Here is a 19,649-nt window from a genome sequence, read left to right on the forward strand (position 1 = left end):
GAGGGGCAACCTGTTCTCAGGCCTTTGGATGCGCCTTTTCATAAACAGACATTAAGTGCGCGGCATCGACTGCCGTATAGGCCTGGGTGGTCGAGAGAGAGGCATGCCCCAACAGTTCCTGAATCGTCCGCAGGTCGCCGCCTGCGGCCAGTAAATGCGTGGCAAATGAATGGCGCATCGCGTGGGGCGTGGCCGTTGCGGGTAGGCCCAATTGCAGACGGGCCTTTTCCATCACTTTCTGGATCGCACGTGGTGAAAGAACGCCGCCACGGGTGGCGCGAAAGATCGGGGCGTCGTCGGCGACGGGATAGGGGCACAGGCGCAGGTAGGCGTCCACTGCATCACGCGCAGGGGCAATGACGGGGACGATCCGTTCCTTGTTCCCTTTGCCGATAATCCGGAGCACATCGGGCAGGGGCACGTCGCGGCCCGTGAGGCCCAAAGCCTCGGATATCCGCAATCCACAGCCGTAAAGGAGCGTTACAACCGCAGCATCACGTGCGGCAATCCAAGGATCGTTTGATTGCAGTTCAACGGTCTCAATCATGTCCGAGGCGGACCCTATTTCAAGCGGGCGGGGCAGCTTGCGCTGGAATTTCGGGGTGCGGGTGGACAGGACGGCTGTGGGCTCGAACCCTTCGCGCTCGGCGAGCCAGCGGTAAAAGGATTTCACCGCCGACAGGGACCGCGCCAAAGAGCGCGCACCGACACCACGGCCACGCTCATGGGCCATCCACGCGCGCATGTCGCGGATTGTGATGCGGGCGATGGGGGCAAGACCCTGGCTGCCACCATTGTGCTGGGTCATGAAGGCCAGAAACCCGAGCACATCGGTCTGATACGCCTTCAACGTATTCTCGGCGGCTCCGGCCAGCGCACGCTGACCCGCGAGCCACGCGCCCAAGGCGTCTGAGAGCGCAGGCGCGATCATCGCATCAGGCCAGCCAGCGGCGCACGACCCGTTCAAAGACTCCAACAAAGAAGGTCAGCAGGTCGGTGCCCTGTTGCGGTGTAAATTGCTGCGGGTCTTCACTGCCCATGACCAGCATGGCGGGCAGGCGGTCGGGGCCGAGATCAACCTTCAGGCAGGCCTCGGATTTGATGTATTCTGCGCGCGCACCATAGAGGCTTCCACCCACTTTATGGAATTCACGCAGGGTGATCTGGCGGGCAGGCATGTTGCGGCCAAGGGTGATATACCCGTCGACATAGCCTTCGGGCATGATTGCTATAGCGTCGCCTGTGGCGCGTTGCGTGTCTTGCAGGTTGCTTTCCAGCACAAGGCGGACCGCATCAACGCGCAGGATATCCGCGACTTCGCCGGAAAGATCCGCAAGGAAGCGTTCAAAGGTGCTTGCATCCAGCATCCGCAGGATCGCGCGGTGAATTTGATTGGTGCCCGCAAGATTGTCATAGGCGGCCGCGATAACACTGCGGTGGGTGTCTTCAAGGCGGTCGAAACGTGCCTCGAGCCGTTCCATGGCGACCGAACGGAGATCGACAATATTGCCGGCATTCTGGTCTGCGTTCGCCCCCACGAGGGCGCGCATCACATCCGCATCGTCCAAAAGAACATCGGGGTTTGCGATAATCTTCTCGCGAAGGTCATCGGCCATCAGTGTTTTATTCATGAGCCTGCTCTGCTTTGTTTTTTGTCAATCTAGCAGAGGGTTGGGGGGCTTGTCGCAGGGTTTTTGCGTTCAAGTCACAGGGCGTGGCACTTTTGCCCTAGTGTGCCGAAAGTAAGGTGGATCAAGATCCACCTTACCTGACGCATCTTTAGAGAATTTTGATACCGGCCTTGGCGACATCCGCCATGAACCCGTCCAGCCCCTTGTCGGTCAGGACATGGTTTGCCATTGCCTTGATCACATTCGGCGGGGCCGTCGCGACATCGGCACCGATCTTGGCACATTCGCTCATGTGATTGGCGGACCGGATCGAGGCGGCAAGGATGTTCGTCTCGAAGCCGTAGTTGTCATAGATTGTCCGGATATCCTCGATCAGTTCCAGACCATCGAGGTTCAGATCATCCAGACGCCCGATGAAGGGACTGATGAATGTCGCACCGGCCTTGGCCGCCAAGAGCGCTTGGTTGGCAGAAAAACACAGTGTGACGTTCACCATGATCCCGTCGTCTGACAGGGTCTTGCAGGTTTTCAGACCCGCCCATGTCAGCGGCACTTTCACCGCGATATTATCGGCGATCTTGGCCAGCTTGCGGCCCTCTGCCAGCATGGCGTCGGCGTCCAGCGCCACAACCTCGGCAGAGACGGGGCCGGACACGATGGAACAAATCTCTTTCGTGACTTCCAGAATGTCACGGCCCGATTTGGCGATCAGCGAGGGGTTTGTCGTGACCCCGTCTACCATCCCGAGGTCATTGAGTTCTTTAATCTGGTCGATCTCGGCGGTATCTACGAAAAACTTCATCTGTTCACTCCAAAGCAGGGTTGGTGTTTGATGATGCAGCATTTACCTGATCTGCAAGGCGGCGGAAACCCTCAAAGGCGGATATGACCGATAGCTTTTTCCACGAAGGTGATCTTGTTGGCGTGTTGACGGCGCAACCGCTTGATCGCCTGCTTGACTACAAAGCACCCGAAGGCGGCTGCCATCTGGGTGCGTTTGTCGAGGTGCCTTTGGGCCCGCGTAAGGTGCTGGGTGTCGTGTGGGGGGCGGGCAAGGGTGACTATGACCGTGCCAAAATCCGGCCGGTCATTCGCGTGCTGGATGTTGCCCCGATGCGTGATGAGATGCGCGTTTTCCTGACCCGTGCCGCGGAATACACCCTGACCCCACTGACAGCAATGCTGCGCCTTGCGACCCGTGCGCCTGGTTTGGGCGAGGCGCAGTCGATGCGCAAAATCTATCGTCTGGGTGATCAGACCCCCGACCGCATGACTGATGCGCGCGAAAAGGTGCTGGGCGTCTTGCGCGATTATGGCGGGCTGTCGTTCACCTTGAGCGAGGTGGCCGAGATGGCGGGGGTTGGTACGTCGGTGGTCAAAGGCCTCGTCAAGCTTGGGGCCGTTTCGGAGGAAGAGGCCCCGCGCGATGTGCCCTATCCGCAGCTTGATCCCGACTATGGCGGGAAGGCGCTGAGCACGGATCAGGCAGCAGGGGCGGAAACGCTGCGCGCCGCGTTGCGCAGTGATACTTACGGCACCACCCTGCTGAAAGGGGTGACCGGATCAGGTAAGACCGAAGTTTACCTTGAGGCGGTCGCGGAATGCCTGCGCATGGGCCGTCAGGCGCTTGTGCTTTTGCCGGAGATCGCGCTGTCAGGTGAGTTTATCAGCCGTGTCGAGGCCCGTTTCGGGATGAAACCGGCCGAATGGCATTCTGGCGTCACCATGACAGAACGCCGCCGCTGTTGGCGCATGGTCGGGCAAGGCGATGCGCAGCTTGTGGTCGGGGCACGCTCGGCGCTGTTTCTGCCCTATCAAAACCTCGGGCTGATCGTGGTCGATGAAGAACATGACACATCCTATAAACAAGAGGATGGCGTGCTGTATAACGCCCGCGATATGGCGGTGCTGCGCGCGGCAATCAATGGCGCGCAGGTGGTCTTGGCCTCGGCGACGCCCAGCCTTGAGAGTTGGGCCAATGTGGAGGCGGGAAAATACCAGCGGCTGGAACTGACATCGCGGTTTGGGGCGGCGGTGATGCCCAAGATGGCGGCGATTGATATGCGGGTTGAGGATGTTCCGGGGGGGACTTGGGTTTCACCCACCCTACGGGGCGCGATCCAAAAGCGGCTGGAGAAAGGCGAGCAATCGCTGATTTTTCTGAACCGTCGGGGCTATGCGCCGATCACGCTTTGTCGGGCCTGCGGGCATCAGATTGGCTGTGATCATTGCGATGCGCGGATGGTCGAGCATCGGTTCCTCAAGCGGTTGATGTGCCACCAATGTGGCGAAACCAAACCGCTGCCAACCAATTGCCCAAGCTGCGATGCCGAAGACCGGTTGAGCGCTGTCGGCCCCGGTGTTGAACGGATGGGCGAGGAGGTGACGGCGCTGTTCCCTGAGGCGCGGATCGCTGTGCTGTCTTCTGATCTTTATGGCTCGGCCCGTGCGATGAAGGCGCATATCGAAGAAATCGCCCAAGGTGGCACGGATATCATCATCGGCACGCAATTGGTGGCCAAAGGGCATAACTTTCCGCTGTTGACGCTGGTGGGCGTGATTGATGCGGATTTGGGATTGCAGGGGTCGGACCTGCGCGCAGCCGAGCGGACATTTCAGTTGATGCGGCAGGTTGCAGGCCGCGCCGGGCGGGCCGAGACGCCGGGTGAGGCGCTGTTGCAAACCTATCAGCCGGAACATGCGGTGATCCGGTCTATTCTGGCAGGCGATGAGGAAAGTTTCTGGGCGGCAGAAGCGTCCGAGCGCAAAGCGGCTGGCGTGCCACCTTATGGGCGTATGGCGGGGATCATTCTGAGCAGCCCAAATGTGCAGGAGGTTTTCGATCTCGGCGCGGAGATGGCGCGGATGGATGGGCCGCTGCGCCAGATCGGTGCGCAGGTCTTTGGGCCAGCACCTGCACCGATTGCACGTGTGCGCGGGCGGCATCGGGTCCGGTTGCTGGTGAAGGCCGAGAAATCAGCACCGTTGCAGCAGGCACTTGCAAAGTGGGCCAGGCAATTCCGCTTGCCAAATAATCTGCGCATGGCGATCGATATTGACCCGCAGAGTTTTTACTAGCGCGCCGGAGCCTCCGGCGGGAGTATTTCGGGCAAGATGATAAGCACTAGTCGATATTTGGATCGGCGTAGTCGCCCATTTCCTCGCGCCAGTGACGGCGGCAGAGCGAGACATACCGTTCATTCCCGCCAACAACGATCTGATCGCCCGCTGCAAGCACATTCCCATCCTCGTCGCGGCGGACGACCATCGTGGCCTTCTTGCCGCAGTGACAAATTGTGCGGACCTCGCGCATTTCATCGGCCAGCGCCAGCAACGACGCCGAGGCTGGAAAGAGGCGGCCGCGAAAATCGACGCGCAGGCCGTAGGTCATCACTGGCACATTGAGATCATCCACAACGCGCGCCAATTGCCAAACGTGCTCGGGCGTCATGAAGTGCGCCTCATCGAGGAAGACACAGGCGCAGGGACCTGCGTTCAAACGGGCGGCGATCATTTCAAAAAGATCATCTTCGGCGCCAAAAGTATCGGCATCCGCGCCGATACCGATCCGGCTGCCAATGCGACCGATGCCCGCGCGGTCATCGAAGCGCGCGATCAGCAGATAGGTTTGCATCCCGCGTTCAATGTAGTTGTGCGATGCCTGCAAGAGCACGGTCGATTTGCCCGCGTTCATCGTGGAATAGTTGAAATAGAGCTTAGCCATGAAAGGTGATTAGCGCCGGTCTTGCCAGCTTGGCAAGACCGATACGCAACGCAAATTGGCGTTAGTTAAGCTTTGGAATGAAATGACCCCAATAGAAACGGACCGCGGTCCAAACATATCGCGCCACTCAGCGCGACAACTCGTTAACTGGCCTCTGAAACAAGAGACTGAATTATTTCTGTCACACAGGGCATTGGCGTTGTATGGGAATAGCGGAATGATTTTCCCCTGCCGCAAGAGGCAGCAGCACGAAGACGGAGTACACCTATGGCGGGTTATGGCGGCTACTTGAAAAAACATACCGAAGCCTTGGTCAAAGATGTCGGTATCGAAGCCGCCTGCGCGCTGACAGGGAAATCCAAAGCGACCTTGGGGCGCTACTATTCCGACAGTAGCGAGCACGCAGATCGTTTCATGCCGGTCGATGCTGTGGCCGCTCTCGAAGCGGCGGCGGCCTATCCGCACGTCACATCTGCGCTGGCCGAACTGAAGGGTGTCACCCTGTCTTACGACACAGAGCGCGCCAATAGCACGGGTGAAATCAACACCGATGTTATCAAGCTAAGCCAGCGTTTTGCCATGCTGATGGCAGAGTATAACCAGTCCATTGCGGACGGGGTCATTACAATTAACGAGGCCAAGCGGATGCTGCGGGAAACCACAGCGCTCCAGCAGGTGTTACTGGATATGAAACTGCATCTGGAAGAGACATCGTGATGGCGATCACCGTTTCGGATGTGACCCGCTAGATCAACGGAACAAACGGCACACCGCAGGCGGCGAGAGTAAGCAGCAGCAGGGTGGTGATCATCCGTTTCATAGGGCGATGCTGGTTCTATGCGCGTTCAACAATGACAGAACCCACAGAATAGCCAGCGCCGAAGGAACAGATCAAACCTTTATCGCCAGCGGCCAAGTCGCTGGAGTGTTTGGAAAACGCGATGATGGACCCTGCTGAGGACGTGTTGGCATAGTCTTGCAGGATGTTGGGTTGTTCATCTGGCGTCGGGGCGCGGCCCAGAACCTTTTTGCCGATATAGTCGTTCATGGTTTTGTTCGCCTGATGCAGCCAGAGCCGACGCAGGTCTTCGGGGGCGATGTTTTCTTCGGCCATGTGATCCGCAATATGGGCGCTGACCAGCGGCAGGACCTCTTTGAAAACCTTGCGCCCGTTTTGCATGAACTGCATATCACGGCTGTCTTCCATGGCATCCTGTGTCCGGCGTAAGTAGCCGTTATTGTTGCGGATATTATTGCTGAACTGGGTGGCGCAGCGGGTGGATAGAACTTTGAAATGCGGGCCTTTGAGGTCTTCGTCGCGTTCCAGAAGCGTCGCTGTGGCCACATCGCCAAAGATAAAATGGCAGTCGCGGTCGCGCCATTCGAGGTGGGCCGAGCAGATCTCGGGGTTGATCACCAGCGCGCGGCGGATCGAGCCTGCGCGGATCATATCAGCGGCGGTCTGGATACCGAAAGTGGCGCTGGAACAGGCGACGTTCATGTCGAAGGCGAAACCGCCCGCGCCCAGAAGCTGTTGAATTTCCACGGCAATTGCAGGGTAGGCGCGTTCCATATTTGAGGCAGCACAGATTACCAGATCGACGTCAGCGGCATCGATACCAGCGGCAGACAGCGCCTTTTGCGCGGCATCCACGCCGATTTCGGCCATGTAGCCGGGGGCGTCGTCGGGGCGTTTTTCAAGCTTGGGGAACATGCGGGTGGGGTCAAGAACGCCTGACTTATCAAGAACATAGCGGCGCTCGATGCCGGAGGCTGCGACGATGAAATCACTGGAGGAATGGGGTTTGGCCTCAACCTCGCCGGCGGCGATGGCATCTGCATGCTCGGCGTTCCAGAGGTCCGCGTAATCGTTGAACGCGGCGACCAATTCATCATTGGTAATAATCTGTGACGGGGTGAAAACCCCTGTTCCTGTGATGGCGACGTTGTGCATTTTGGCCTCTTGGATTGTTCCGGACAGACTAGGGTGTGTGGGAGGATAAAGTCTACCGGAACGCTGCGTACACAACGCGTACACAGGCTGTACACATCCTGTGCGGACGCTTGGGCATCCCGCTGTTTACCATTTGGCGGCATTTTGAAGGCCAGCGGAGGACAGGCCCATGACCGACCCCAAAGACATGACCAAGACCCAGCGCATCCATTGGAGCTATGCCACCGATGCGTTGCGGATGATCGAATATGACTTGCATTCGGTGGCGATGAAACTGCGCTGCATGCCCCGCGAGTGGGACGAGATCTGGCAAGACAAAGACCGCCGCGACCCCAAGCGCGTGCGGGCGACCATCCGGTTGGACGCGGATGTGGTGAAATTCTTCAAGGCGATGGGGCCGGGGTATCAGCCGCGGATCAACCGTGTGCTGCGGGCCTATATGCACTACCGGCTGGCGGGGATTATCGACGGACCGGACACGACGGATTACGTGCTGCACCCCGAACGGCTGGACAAGACACTTATGGAACGGCCCGGCTGGGGTGGCTTGCAAAAGCTGGAAGCGGAGTTGGAGGAGAAGAGGGCGCGGGTTTTGAAGGAGATGGGGAAGTGAGGGGGAGCTAGACCCGGAAGTCGAATGCATCTTCTCGGGGATTGTAGTTTTTCATCCTCATTGGCCTACTCAAGTCATAGCGGTTTATTTTGCCAGCTTGAGCGCATTGTGAAAGCAAAAATTTGAGTCGATCAGGATAGCCGTATACATTTTCCCAGGGAACAATTGGAATCTTGACGTCTGGCGCAATCAAGTTTTCTAGGATTCGTTCTGGCATATTAGGATAACGAGTTTTGTAGTCACTCTTGGTCTCTATACTTATCCAACTGCCAGAATAATCGGGGTAAATTAGAGACTTTTCCTCACTACCAAAACATGAATGCCACGAAGTTGAACCACTATTGGGTAGGTTGATTACCAAGATTCCTGATTGCGTATTTCGAGAACCGTTGATCATCGATGATTTAAGTTCCCAATCGATGTGTTTTCGGTATCGTGTCTCCTTGCCACAAAGCAACACAGTGACTTCAGTGTCCATCAAGAAATCATCTCGGATGACGCGCCTTATCGTTTGGGTTGGAAGAGTCTCATCAATGTCCCCGACTTCGACAGATCGATTGCTAATCAATCCCCATTCTTCTGCCCATTGAACGAATGAATCTTTATAATGTTGGTCCAGTAGATGGTGATAGCTTACAAATGTTTTAATCATTGCGGTCCTCAAAGAAATGCTGAAATAACGAAACCTAAAAAGAAAAACAGTCCGGCGACACCAAATGCGATTTCAATATAGAAAAAGACGGACTTTTCCCTGATCGAAGTATTCGGTATCATATCGTCGCCGACTTCTGCCCCAAATTTTCTCAGGGCTTCACCGTTCTTTAGGATTGCAATATTTACTTTGGCTAAAATTTGCCAAAACAGAAAAAAAATTATCGAAAGCACCACCCATAACCATGGCGGAAATCCAATCCCAGTGGCACGAACTACAAGTGATATAGCGCCAGCTATAGCGATTGATAGCTGGAGCGTCTGGTATCTTATCTTATCTAGATGTCGCCAAGTCTCATATCTTTGACGATATCTCTCGGTAGAAAATTCATCCATGACTAAAATATGGTGCCGGACCATTTTTGTTACAACCGCCTCAGCCCAGAATTACGTCGTTTTTCGACCTGAGTGGTGGGCATTTTGTCATGTGGCTTGGTGTCCTTCAGCAGGTAGTCCGCCAACGGTGCCGAGAACGTGTTTGTTTCATGTGCCTTCTTCACGCATTCTTAGTTGTGCTGTCCCGCCCGGCCTGGCCGGGCAGCGCCCGGACCTCGCCCATGGGGAGGGCGCTTCGCTTCTCCCCGAGGTCCGGGCGCTGCCCTTTGTTTCGCGTCGGGAATTATCCCTGCAAGCTACGGACCCCGACATCACCCTCTTCACGCGCTTGCATTGCCAGCACGGCTGCGTGTGAGGCGGCGGCGGTCGTGAAGTAGGGGATTTTGTCGTAGAGGGCGACGGCGCGGATTTCGCGGCTGTCTTCGACCGCTTGTGCGCCTTCGGTGGTGTTAAAGACCAGTGCGATGTGCCCGTCTTTCAGGCGGTCGACGATGGTCAGGCCGCCTTCGTAGACTTTGTTGACGATTTCGCAATCAATCTGGTTTTCACTCAGCCATGCGGCGGTGCCGCGTGTCGCCACGATGTTGAACCCAAGCTGCAAGAGGATTTTTCCGGCTTCGATCATATCCGCCGTTTTGTCCATGTCCTTGATCGAGATGAACACGGTCCCTGTCGTGGGCAGGTTGGTGCCTGCGCCCATCTGCGCCTTGAGGAACGCGCGTGGGAAGGAGCGGTCCCAGCCCATGACTTCACCGGTCGAGCGCATTTCCGGCCCGAGGATCGTATCGACTCCGGGAAAGCGGGCGAAGGGCAGGACGGCCTCTTTCACGCTGAACCACGGGGTATGCGGATCGGCGAGCGTGAAGGCATCGCCCATGGGCAGCACGTCCATCGGGTTTTCCGACGCCGGATAGGGTTCGCGCAGTGGGAAGTTTGACAGCGGCTCACCCGCCATCAGACGCGCGGCGATCGAGGCGATGGCGCTATCTGTGGCTTTGGCCACGAATGGCACTGTGCGGGATGCGCGGGGGTTTACCTCGATCAGGTAGACGGTTTCGTCTTTGATCGCGAACTGGATGTTCATAAGACCGACAACGTTCAGCGCCTTGGCGAGTTTTTCGGTCTGGCTGCGGATTTCCGCGATCATCGCGTCCGAGAGCGAGTAGGGGGGTAGGGAACAGGCGCTGTCGCCCGAGTGCACGCCCGCCTCTTCGATGTGTTGCATGATGCCTGCGACGTGGGTCGCGGTGCCGTCAGAGAGACAGTCGACGTCAACTTCGACAGCGCCCGAGAGGTAGCTGTCGAGCAGGACAGGGCTGTCGCCCGAAACCACGACGGCGTCAGAGATGTAGCGACGCAGGTGGTCCATATCGCGGACGATTTCCATCGCGCGGCCACCCAGCACGAAGGAGGGGCGGATCACGAGGGGGAAGCCGATGCCTTCGGCGATGGCGAGTGCCTCTTCGTCGGTTGAGGCGATGCCGTTGTGCGGCTGGCGCAGGCCGAGCTTTTGCACAAGCTGCTGGAAACGCTCGCGGTCTTCGGCCAGATCAATGCTGTCAGGCGTCGTGCCGAGGATCGGAATGCCTGCATCATTGAGCGCATTGGCGAGTTTCAGCGGCGTCTGCCCGCCGAATTGCACGATCACGCCATGCAGCGTGCCGTTATCCTGTTCAACGCGCAGGATTTCCATGACGTGTTCAAAGGTGAGCGGTTCGAAATACAAACGGTCCGAGGTGTCATAATCGGTTGAAACTGTCTCGGGGTTGCAGTTGATCATGATGGTTTCATAGCCCTGATCGGTCAGGGCGAAACAGGCGTGACAGCAGCAGTAATCGAACTCGATCCCCTGCCCGATGCGGTTCGGGCCACCGCCCAGAATGACCACTTTCTTGCGGTCCGAAGGGCGGGCTTCGCACTCGGCCTCGCCCATGACGGGGCTTTCGTAGGTTGAATACATATAGGGTGTTTGTGCCTCGAATTCGGCGGCGCAGGTGTCGATGCGTTTGAAGACCGCGTTGACGCCAAGGTTGCGGCGTGCGCGGCGGACCTGGTCTTCGGTGCGGCCGGTCAGCTTGCCAAGGCGGGCGTCGGTGAAGCCAAGCATCTTGACTGCGCGCAGGCCGTCTTCGGTGACGGGCAGGCCGTTTTTGCGGATTTCGGCCTCGGCGTCCATGATTTCGCGGATGCGCGCAAGGAACCACGGGTCGAATTTGGTGACGGCATGGATATCGTCGTCAGACAGGCCGTGGCGCATGGCTTGGGCAATTACGCGGATGCGGTCGGGGGTTTGTTTGGCCAGCGCTTTGGTGATCGCGGCGGCATCCGGTGCGCCGGGGATGTCGATTTCGTCAAAACCCGTCAGGCCGGTTTCCATCGAGGCCAGCGCCTTTTGCATGCTCTCGTGAAAGGTGCGGCCGATGGCCATCGCCTCGCCCACGGATTTCATCGCCGTTGTCAGGTGGGGTTCGGAGCCTGCGAATTTTTCAAAGGCAAAGCGCGGGATCTTGGTGACGACATAGTCGATTGTCGGCTCGAACGATGCAGGGGTCACGCCGGTGATGTCGTTGTCGAGTTCGTCGAGCGTATAGCCGACCGCCAGTTTGGCTGCGATCTTGGCGATCGGGAAACCCGTGGCCTTGGAGGCCAGCGCGGAAGACCGCGACACGCGGGGGTTCATTTCGATGACCACCATGCGCCCGTCTGACGGGTTGACCGCCCACTGCACATTGGAGCCGCCTGTTTCGACGCCGATTTCGCGCAGCACGTTAATGCTGTGGGTCCGCATGATCTGGTATTCTTTGTCGGTCAGCGTCAGCGCGGGTGCGACGGTGATCGAATCGCCGGTGTGCACGCCCATGGGGTCGACGTTTTCGATGGCGCAGACGATGATCGCATTGTCGGCCTTGTCGCGCACAACCTCCATCTCGAATTCTTTCCAGCCCAGCAGGCTCTCGTCGACAAGGATCTGGCCGACAGGAGAGGCCTCCATCCCTGTGCGGCAATAGTATTCGTAATCTTCGCGGTTATAGGCCACGCCGCCGCCTGTGCCGCCAAGGGTAAAGGCGGGGCGGATGATCGCGGGCAGGCCGACATATTCGATCGCGTCAATGGCCAGTTGCAGGCCCGCCTTGATGTCGCGTTTGCCGTTGACTTCGGGGGCGGTGATGATGGTTGCCTTGGGGTTTTCGATGCCAAGGCGGTCCATGGCTTCGCGAAAAAGTTTGCGATCTTCGGCCATTTCAATGGCTTCGCGTTTCGCGCCGATCATCTCGACGCCGAATTTTTCCAGCACGCCCATGTCGGCCAGCGCCAGCGATGTGTTCAGGCCGGTCTGCCCGCCCATCGTCGGCAAGAGTGCGTCGGGGCGTTCTTTTTCGATGATTTTGGCGACAACTTCGGGGGTGATCGGTTCGATATAGGTGGCATCCGCCAGCCCCGGATCGGTCATGATGGTGGCGGGGTTGGAGTTAACCAGAATGACGCGGTAGCCCTCTTCGCGCAGGGCCTTGCAGGCCTGAGCGCCCGAGTAGTCGAACTCGCAGGCCTGTCCAATGATAATAGGGCCCGCGCCGATGATCATGATCGACTGGATGTCGGTACGCTTTGGCATGGCAGTGCCCCCTGAATGTGCAAATTGTCGTGGGTTATAGGGATGGCGACGCGGTGTGCAAGAGGCAGTTCAAATTTGTCGCCGATTTGATGCGCCGGATTGCGGAGCGGGCCGTATCGCTCCGCCGTGTCGGGTTTGATGATATCCATTGCATCGACGCGATGACAAATGATTACAGTGATGAGGTTCTTGCCGAGAAAATTGCGGCCTTGCAGCCCGGTGTTGTCGGGGTCACCGCCATCACGCCGTCGATCTACAAGGCCGAAGAGGTACCGCGCATCGCACAAGAGCATGCGCCAGGTGCCCTGCATGTCTTGGGCGGGGTTCATGCGACGTTTATGTATAAGCAAGTGCTCTCCGAGGCGCCTTGGGTCGATGTGATCGTGCGGGGTGAGGGCGAGGAGATCGTGACCGCGTTGATGTCTGCGGTGCGCGATGGCCGCTGGCCCGCCGACAAGCGGAAGATCAAGGGGCTTGCGTTCATTGATGCGGGCGAGATTGTAGCGACCCCTGCAACTGTTGCCCGTGCTGGAACGCGCGGGTGGCGTGCCTTTGCGTGATCAGGTGATGGCCGCTGCAGGGGTGTTTGCGCCGCCAAGCGATGAGGGAATGATGCCAGAGGGGCCCGCCGCGCGCATGCATCAGGCCTTGCGCGCGATCAAACCCGAAATGGCCCCGTCGCTGGCATGGGCTGCCGGAGAGCGGACGGCGCGCTATATTATGGCGCGCCGCATTCCGAAACCTGCACAGCTGTTGTTGCGGGTTCTGCCCGCTGCGCTGAACGGGCCGATCCTGTCAAAGGCGATTGCGCAACATGCATGGACCTTTGCGGGGTCGGGTGAATCTGCAATCACGGGGCCTTTGGTTTTCGAGATCAGGGACAACCCCATCGTGCGCGGGGAAGTCAGCAAGACGCCGCTGTGCCATTGGCATGCTGCGGTCTTTGAGACGCTTTTCGCAGCTTGGTGGACCAACGTCTGCGCTGTGTCGAGGAAAGCTGTTGTGCGACGGGTGCACCTGCGTGCCGGTTTGTTCTGAACCGGGGCTAGGGTCAGGCACCTTGATACCAAAATTCTGCGCATTTTGGTGCCTCCGGTGGGAGTTTTTCTTGCAAGATGATGAGGAACGGTTGACTTCATCCGGGCAAAGGGGTGTATCGGGCCGACCAACCGCACCGTCCTAATGCCTTGAGGAATTGACCCATGCACGCCTATCGCAGCCATACCTGTGCCGATCTGACCGCCGCTAATGTCGGGGAAACTGTCCGCCTGTCGGGCTGGGTCAATCGTGTGCGCGACCACGGGGGCATCCTGTTTATCGACCTGCGTGATCACTATGGCATTACGCAGGTGCTTTGTGATCCGGATTCGGCGGCTTTTGCCGACGTGGAAAAGGTGCGTTCGGAATGGTGCATTCGCATTGACGGCGAGGTAAAGGCGCGTGATCCCGAGCTGGTGAACCCCAAACTGCCCACCGGTGAGGTCGAGGTGTTCATCCGCGCGATTGAGGTGCTGGGTGCGGCCAAGGAATTGCCGCTGATGGTGTTTGGTGATCAGGAGTATCCTGAAGAGACCCGTTTGAAGTACCGTTATCTGGACCTGCGCCGCGAGGCGATGCAGCACAACATGAAACTGCGGTCCGACGTTGTGGCGTCAATGCGGCGCCGGATGTGGGATAGCGGGTTCCGCGAGTACCAGACGCCGATCATCACTGCATCGTCCCCCGAGGGTGCGCGCGATTTTCTGGTGCCGTCCCGCCTGCATCCGGGCAAGTTTTACGCGCTGCCGCAGGCCCCACAGCAGTTCAAGCAGCTGATCATGGTGTCGGGCTATGACAAGTATTTCCAGATTGCCCCGTGCTTCCGTGATGAAGACCCGCGTGCCGACCGGTCGCCCACGGATTTCTACCAGCTGGATCTGGAGATGTCCTTTGTCGAGCAGCAGGATGTGTTTGACACAATTCAGCCTGTGCTGACGGGAATTTTTGAAGAGTTCGGCGGCGGCCGGAAGGTTGACCAGACATGGGAGCAGATCAGCTATCGCGATGCGGCCCTATGGTATGGCACCGACAAGCCGGACTTGCGCAACCCGATCAAGATGCAGGTCGTGTCCGAGCATTTTGCAGGGTCCGGCTTTGCGATTTTCGCCAAGTTGTTGGAGCAAGAGGGCACCGAAGTGCGCGCAATCCCTGCACCGACCGGTGGATCGCGCAAATTCTGTGATCGCATGAATGCCTTTGCCCAGAAAGAGGGTTTGCCCGGAATGGGCTATATCTTCTGGCGCGAAAAGACCGCCGATGCGGTGGCCCAAGAGCTGGGTATTTCGGTGAAAGAGGCGCAGGCCAAACTGAAATCCGGTGAAGTGGAAGGCGGCATGGAAGCGGCGGGACCATTGGCCAAGAATATCGGGCCCGAGCGTACGGAAGCGATCCGCCAGCAGCTTGGTCTGGGTCTGGGCGATGCGGCGTTTTTCCTTGGTGGCAAGCCGAAGGCGTTTGAAGGTGTGGCCGGTAAGGCGCGCACCGTTATCGGTGATGAGCTGGGCCTGACGGATCAGGACCGCTTTGCTTTTGCATGGATCGTGGATTTCCCGATCTACGAGCAGGATGAAGAGACCGGCAAGATTGATTTTGAACACAACCCTTTCTCGATGCCGCAAGGCGGGATGGAGGCGCTCGAGGGCGATCCGCTCAAGGTGCTCGGATACCAGTATGATCTGGCCTGTAACGGGTATGAGCTGGTGTCCGGTGCGATCCGGAACCACCGTCCCGAGATTATGTTCAAGGCGTTTGAATTGGCCGGATATGGCAAGGACGAAGTCGAGAAGCGCTTTGGCGGCATGGTCAATGCGTTCCAATATGGCGCCCCGCCCCACGGCGGCTGTGCGGCGGGGATCGACCGGATCGTGATGTTGCTGGCGAACGCGTCGAACATCCGTGAGGTCATCATGTTCCCGATGAACCAGCGCGCGGAAGACCTGATGATGGGCGCGCCAAGCGAGCCACAGAACGAGCAGCTGCGCGAATTGCGTCTGCGCGTTCTGCCGCCAGAAAGCTAGGCGGCTGTCGTTAGAGCGGCCCGGCTGCGGCGAGCCGTGTCTGCACCAGCTGTGACAGGGCGATGACGCCGGGCCCCGCGTTCTGGCCGGCGCGTCGCAGGCGGATCAGGTTTGCGACAGCGGCGTCAAGGTCATGATCCTTGGCGCTGCGTGCCACGCCGCCAAGAAACTGTGTGACATAGTCCAGTGCGTCATCTTCGTCCGTGTCGTCAAGCACCTGCGCGATATGGTGCAGGTCGTCCCGATAGGCGACCAGATCGGGCCGGATTGTTTCGTCGGATACGGCGCGGGGTGTAGTTGGTTGCCGTTCCTTTGGCAGGTTCTCCAGAATGGCGGTTTGAAATCCCAGCAGGCTGTCAACCGGTTTGGCGACAAAGCCGTCGGCACCTGCGGCGATCACATCACGCGCGTGATCATCCCCGCTCATCCCCAAAAGCACCTCGATCCGCGGGGTTGCCGCGGCCAGCATCCGCAGCAGTGACAGCCCCGACCCATCGGGCAGGCCCACATCGACCAAGAGAACATTTGGCCGGTATATCGCCAGATGACGCCGCGCATTTTCCAGACTGTCAGCCCGCCGGAGCCGCGCCCCCGAGCGCAGGCACATCAGGCGGATCGCCTCGCTTGCGAAGCGGCTGTCTTCGACCACAAGAACGGTCAGCCCCAGCAGTGGGCGGCGTGCGGTGGGCGCACGGGTAAACATCAGTTCATCAAGCGTTGCCATCTGATTCTTCCCTTCGTTGCAGCTCCCTCATTCAAAGCAGCACAAGGTGAAGAGGTGATTAACCGCATCGCCCGTTGCACCCGCCGTATGCGCAGGCCATAAAGTGGAAAAGAGGAGATACCCGCATGATTGGCCGTCTGAACCATGTTGCAATTGCCGTGCCTGATCTGGAGGCCGCAAGCGCGCAGTACCGCACCATGCTGGGGGCCGACGTGGGTACGCCGCAGGATGAGCCGGACCATGGTGTGACAGTCGTTTTCATCACTCTGCCCAATACCAAGATCGAGTTGCTTTATCCGCTTGGTGAAGGCTCTCCGATACAGGGTTTTCTCGACAAGAACCCCTCGGGCGGCATTCATCATGTCTGCTATGAGGTCGACGATATTCTTGCGGCCCGTGATCACCTGCTGGCCGAAGGTGCACGCGTGCTGGGTGGCGGTGAACCCAAGATCGGGGCGCACGGGAAGCCGGTATTGTTTTTGCATCCCAAGGACTTCAATGGCTGTCTGATCGAGCTTGAGCAGGTTTAGCCCCTTGTCCTGACGCGCAAACGGCGTATCTGAAGGACAGCCACGCTACATAAGGAATATCGTTTTGGGTCCCGTATCCGGTCTTGTTTTGCTTGCAGTCATTTGGACGGTTGTTTTCTTTATCGTCCTGCCGCTGCGTCTTGAAACCCAAGGCGAGGCAGGCGAGATCGTACCCGGCACCCATGCCTCGTCGCCTGCGAATTTCAGCTTCAAACGCAAGGCGCGGTTGACCACGATGTGGGCCGTGCCGATCTGGATTGTCATCGCAGGCACGATCCTGTCGGGTGCTGTGTCGGTTCGCGATATCGACTGGTTCGAGCGGATGTCGACCCCCGAGGTCAGTCGCGACTAACGGCGTGATAGAGGTGGGTGAAGGTTGCGGCACCCAAAATCGGGATCACCAGATTGATCAGCGGAAATGACAGTGGGACAGCCATCAGGCAGCCTGCGAGCCAGATTTTCGCTTGGTGTTCCTTGCGCAACGCTTTGGCGCGGACCCGTCCCACGCGGCGCATGGCGGCCAGCGTGAAATATTCGCGGCCCAAAAGGAACCCGTTCAGCGCATAGAAGATAAAGAGCGCGGCAAAGGGAAAGAGCCCGTAGAGGATAAAGGCAAAGAGGTTTGCCACGATCAGCACACCCATAAAATTCACGCTGTCGCGCAGCCCGTCCCAGAAGGTGACATGGGGGACCGCGGGAAGTGTGGGGAAATGCTTGTCCTCGACCGCCTGCGCGACCTCGTCCAGAAAGAGTGACGTGATGGCAGAAGCCACCGGCACCATCAGGAAGATCGACATCACGATGATCAGCCCGAGCGACCCCCAGCTGAGCAGATCGCCGATCCATGTGACTTCGCCAACGCCGGGCAGGGTGATCGGGGTTGCGGTCAGCCATTCAATCAGCCACAGAAGCCCCGCGTAAAGGCCCACCAGCAAAGCAATCGTCAGGCCGATCCCGCGCCACAGCACGCTGCGAAAGCGGGGGTCGGGCAGTTGGGCGATGGCCTTGAGAAAAGACGCAAGGATCATGTATCGGCCCAGGTGGTGATCGCCGCGAGGTCGGGGCGGGGGCGTTCCGGCGGTGCGCTGGTTTCTGTGCCGAGGTGGATGAAACCGGCCACGGTTTCATGGGGCGCAAGCCCGAGGCCTTCGGTGACGAAGGTTTCATCATGGCTCGCCCAGCCCGAGAGCCAGTTCGCACCCCAACCTGCCGCAAGGCCCGCGTTGACCAGCGCGAGGCAGACGGCACCTGCGGAATAGACCTGTTCGATTTGGGGGATTTTCTCGCTTGGTTTGGGGCTGCAGATCACGGCGACGGCAAGGTCGGCCTTGGCGAACTGGTCGTGTGCCTTGGTGATTTTTTCGGGGTCGATGCCAAGCGCCGTGCCGCGGTCCGGCACCAATGCGGCCAGCCGCGCAAGGGCAGGTTTTGACAGGACGATGAAACGCCAAGGTTCCAGCTTGCCATGATCGGGCGTGCGTGCGGCGGCCGTCAGCAGGGTTTCCAGCGTGGCACGGTCCGGCACCGGCGTTGTCAGCGTCTTGGCCGGGCGCGACCTGCGGGTGAGAAGAAATTCGAGGGCGGCTTGGTTGCGGTCTGGCATAGGTCTTCCTGTGTTATCTGTGCGCTACAGATATGAAGGCAGGGGCCGCGTGGCAACAGGGGGCGGGTGTTGAAAGAAATTCGCAGGCTTCAGACATCGGATGGCTTTGTGGCTTGCGGTCCGAACGGATCCAATCCGGCAGACCGGACCTTGACGCAAATCGCAGGGAATGGTGGCTTTGAGCCCACTTTGACAAATGCTGCATCTTGCATGAATATCCCCACTTGGTAGGCACAAGACATGGGAGCCTCAAATGAAGCGAATTTTGCTAACGTACGTGTTTACACTGTTTGCGACGGTTTCCTCTGCGGTTGAATTCGATGAAGCCGAAGTTCGTGCAATGTGCGCCGAAGACTGGCCGCAAGAGCAAGAACTTCAGGAATTATGCCTTTTTGGTGAACGTGATGGTTATGACGAAGTGATGGTGTCATATGATGATGGGGATGCAATGGACCAAGTTCTATTAGACCTCTGTATCGATCGATCGGGTTTGAACTGGTCGTTTGTAGCTGACTGCTTTGACGAACAGACCGACGCTTTTGCAGACTTCCCTTATTTAGCGAGTCGTTATGACGGAAGGGTCTCAAGTTCGATCATGCAGGATATTGCAGTAGGGTGTCGCGAGAAATGGCGGCCCGATCTCGCCAGACAGCATTTCTGCATTGTACGAATGGCATGGTCAATGATTGAAGCGAACTAAGCTGTTGCAGTCATCATTTAAGAGAGAATTTCCTTGTAGGCCGAGGATAACCACTGCTTATTTGACCATCATTGTTGAATTTAAGGATGCATAGAAAAACGACTGTTTGAACGAAGGGGTCCACGTTTACTTCATCCGGCAGCGAACATCACTGAGTAGTATATCAATGAGGTTACTTAAGTATTTCAGTGCCTGCGTTGTCGTAGGTTTCGTTGTTTGTGCGTTCGCCTATGGTTTTCAGCTATTAGCATGGGAGATCATAGGTTGGCTCGATGTGCCGTCCGGCGGGGCAATCGCTTTCTGTATTGATTTTACATTTAAGATTGGCGGCATGGCTCTAATGGCGCTGGGGTTTTTTATCATTTCGGGTCTGATCAAAGAACTCAATGACGGCAGATAGGACTTGGTGCCAAAAGAGCCCACATATTCGGCAAGGCATTTGATAACTTACGCT

Annotated in this window: 21 protein-coding genes; 10 read left to right on the forward strand and 11 right to left on the reverse strand. The window is 58.1% G+C overall.

Going from position 1 to position 19,649, the window contains the following annotated elements; genetic code table 11:
* Positions 1 to 16 precede the first annotated feature (16 nt).
* The 3 genes from B0B09_RS17105 to fsa form a co-directional block, all read right to left on the reverse strand.
* Entirely contained in the window at positions 17 to 931 is a 915-nt protein-coding gene (locus tag B0B09_RS17105) for a tyrosine recombinase XerC (RefSeq protein WP_076661186.1), read from the reverse strand.
* Between the two features lie 4 nt (positions 932 to 935).
* Positions 936 to 1,631: a DUF484 family protein gene (locus B0B09_RS17110; RefSeq protein ID WP_055296052.1), complete on the reverse strand. Its 696-nt coding sequence runs from the start codon at positions 1,629 to 1,631 to the stop codon at positions 936 to 938.
* 148 nt (positions 1,632 to 1,779) lie between these two features.
* Positions 1,780 to 2,433 carry a fructose-6-phosphate aldolase gene (gene fsa / locus B0B09_RS17115; RefSeq protein ID WP_076661187.1) on the reverse strand — a complete coding sequence of 218 codons (654 nt, stop codon included), beginning with the start codon at positions 2,431 to 2,433 and terminating at the stop codon, positions 1,780 to 1,782.
* A gap of 83 nt (positions 2,434 to 2,516) precedes the next feature.
* Here fsa and B0B09_RS17120 point away from each other — a divergent pair, with 83 nt between their 5' ends.
* Positions 2,517 to 4,709 (forward strand): primosomal protein N', encoded by a 2,193-nt coding sequence (locus B0B09_RS17120; RefSeq protein ID WP_076661100.1) that lies wholly within the window; start codon positions 2,517 to 2,519, stop codon positions 4,707 to 4,709.
* Between the two features lie 46 nt (positions 4,710 to 4,755).
* Here the strand turns inward: B0B09_RS17120 and B0B09_RS17125 are convergent, their stop codons facing one another.
* Complete coding sequence (locus tag B0B09_RS17125) at positions 4,756 to 5,355, reverse strand: thymidine kinase (RefSeq protein WP_076661101.1); 600 nt, start codon at positions 5,353 to 5,355, stop codon at positions 4,756 to 4,758.
* 267 nt (positions 5,356 to 5,622) lie between these two features.
* On the opposite strand from B0B09_RS17125, the gene B0B09_RS17130 reads away from it, so the two are divergent.
* On the forward strand, positions 5,623 to 6,072 hold the full coding sequence (locus tag B0B09_RS17130) for a hypothetical protein (RefSeq protein ID WP_055296049.1): 450 nt from the start codon (positions 5,623 to 5,625) through the stop codon (positions 6,070 to 6,072).
* Positions 6,073 to 6,190: 118 nt separating this feature from the next.
* On the opposite strand, the gene B0B09_RS17135 is transcribed toward B0B09_RS17130, so the two are convergent.
* Positions 6,191 to 7,309, reverse strand: coding sequence for a beta-ketoacyl-ACP synthase III (locus tag B0B09_RS17135; protein WP_076661102.1), 1,119 nt, complete (start codon positions 7,307 to 7,309; stop codon positions 6,191 to 6,193).
* 169 nt (positions 7,310 to 7,478) lie between these two features.
* Between B0B09_RS17135 and B0B09_RS17640 the strand changes: the two genes are divergently transcribed.
* A complete protein-coding gene (locus B0B09_RS17640) occupies positions 7,479 to 7,922 on the forward strand; it encodes a BrnA antitoxin family protein (RefSeq protein WP_207552173.1) in 444 nt (147 codons plus the stop codon).
* Between the two features lie 7 nt (positions 7,923 to 7,929).
* Here the strand turns inward: B0B09_RS17640 and B0B09_RS17145 are convergent, their stop codons facing one another.
* The 3 genes from B0B09_RS17145 to carB form a co-directional block, all read right to left on the reverse strand.
* On the reverse strand, positions 7,930 to 8,574 hold the full coding sequence (locus B0B09_RS17145) for a TIR domain-containing protein (protein ID WP_076661103.1): 645 nt from the start codon (positions 8,572 to 8,574) through the stop codon (positions 7,930 to 7,932).
* Positions 8,575 to 8,582: 8 nt separating this feature from the next.
* Entirely contained in the window at positions 8,583 to 8,969 is a 387-nt protein-coding gene (locus B0B09_RS17150) for a hypothetical protein (RefSeq protein ID WP_131825042.1), read from the reverse strand.
* A 283-nt stretch (positions 8,970 to 9,252) separates the two neighbouring features.
* Positions 9,253 to 12,582 (reverse strand): carbamoyl-phosphate synthase large subunit, encoded by a 3,330-nt coding sequence (gene carB / locus B0B09_RS17155; protein WP_076661105.1) that lies wholly within the window; start codon positions 12,580 to 12,582, stop codon positions 9,253 to 9,255.
* Positions 12,583 to 12,671: 89 nt separating this feature from the next.
* Between carB and B0B09_RS17160 the strand changes: the two genes are divergently transcribed.
* The 3 genes from B0B09_RS17160 (at position 12,672) to aspS (ending at position 15,638) form a co-directional block, all read left to right on the forward strand.
* A complete protein-coding gene (locus B0B09_RS17160) occupies positions 12,672 to 13,142 on the forward strand; it encodes a cobalamin-dependent protein (RefSeq protein WP_076661106.1) in 471 nt (156 codons plus the stop codon).
* A complete protein-coding gene (bchJ, locus tag B0B09_RS17165; RefSeq protein ID WP_207552174.1) occupies positions 13,108 to 13,620 on the forward strand; it encodes a bacteriochlorophyll 4-vinyl reductase in 513 nt (170 codons plus the stop codon). Before B0B09_RS17160 ends, bchJ begins: the two co-directional genes overlap by 35 nt.
* Positions 13,621 to 13,784: 164 nt before the next feature.
* Positions 13,785 to 15,638 carry an aspartate--tRNA ligase gene (gene aspS, locus B0B09_RS17170; RefSeq protein WP_076661107.1) on the forward strand — a complete coding sequence of 618 codons (1,854 nt, stop codon included), beginning with the start codon at positions 13,785 to 13,787 and terminating at the stop codon, positions 15,636 to 15,638.
* A 10-nt stretch (positions 15,639 to 15,648) separates the two neighbouring features.
* Here aspS and B0B09_RS17175 read toward each other — a convergent pair whose 3' ends face one another.
* Positions 15,649 to 16,362: a response regulator gene (locus B0B09_RS17175; protein WP_076661108.1), complete on the reverse strand. Its 714-nt coding sequence runs from the start codon at positions 16,360 to 16,362 to the stop codon at positions 15,649 to 15,651.
* A 125-nt stretch (positions 16,363 to 16,487) separates the two neighbouring features.
* Between B0B09_RS17175 and mce the strand changes: the two genes are divergently transcribed.
* The gene (gene mce, locus B0B09_RS17180) at positions 16,488 to 16,892 is read left to right on the forward strand and encodes a methylmalonyl-CoA epimerase (protein WP_055296042.1); all 405 of its coding nucleotides are present in this window, start codon (positions 16,488 to 16,490) and stop codon (positions 16,890 to 16,892) included.
* Positions 16,893 to 16,956: 64 nt separating this feature from the next.
* Positions 16,957 to 17,244, forward strand: coding sequence for a DUF1467 family protein (locus B0B09_RS17185; RefSeq protein WP_076661109.1), 288 nt, complete (start codon positions 16,957 to 16,959; stop codon positions 17,242 to 17,244).
* On the opposite strand, the gene B0B09_RS17190 is transcribed toward B0B09_RS17185, so the two are convergent.
* Positions 17,231 to 17,920, reverse strand: coding sequence for an EI24 domain-containing protein (locus B0B09_RS17190; RefSeq protein ID WP_076661110.1), 690 nt, complete (start codon positions 17,918 to 17,920; stop codon positions 17,231 to 17,233). The two genes, B0B09_RS17185 and B0B09_RS17190, sit on opposite strands and share 14 nt — an antisense overlap.
* The gene (locus B0B09_RS17195) at positions 17,917 to 18,495 is read right to left on the reverse strand and encodes a nitroreductase family protein (RefSeq protein ID WP_076661111.1); all 579 of its coding nucleotides are present in this window, start codon (positions 18,493 to 18,495) and stop codon (positions 17,917 to 17,919) included. Before B0B09_RS17195 ends, B0B09_RS17190 begins: the two co-directional genes overlap by 4 nt.
* Positions 18,496 to 18,748: 253 nt before the next feature.
* Between B0B09_RS17195 and B0B09_RS17200 the strand changes: the two genes are divergently transcribed.
* Both B0B09_RS17200 and B0B09_RS17205 read left to right on the forward strand, forming a co-directional pair.
* Complete coding sequence (locus B0B09_RS17200) at positions 18,749 to 19,195, forward strand: hypothetical protein (protein WP_076661112.1); 447 nt, start codon at positions 18,749 to 18,751, stop codon at positions 19,193 to 19,195.
* A gap of 166 nt (positions 19,196 to 19,361) precedes the next feature.
* Positions 19,362 to 19,595 carry a hypothetical protein gene (locus tag B0B09_RS17205; protein WP_131825043.1) on the forward strand — a complete coding sequence of 78 codons (234 nt, stop codon included), beginning with the start codon at positions 19,362 to 19,364 and terminating at the stop codon, positions 19,593 to 19,595.
* The last annotated feature ends 54 nt before the right edge of the window (positions 19,596 to 19,649 follow it).

Origin of the sequence: Yoonia rosea, assembly GCF_900156505.1 — a bacterium.
Classification (GTDB): Bacteria; Pseudomonadota; Alphaproteobacteria; order Rhodobacterales; family Rhodobacteraceae; genus Yoonia; species Yoonia rosea.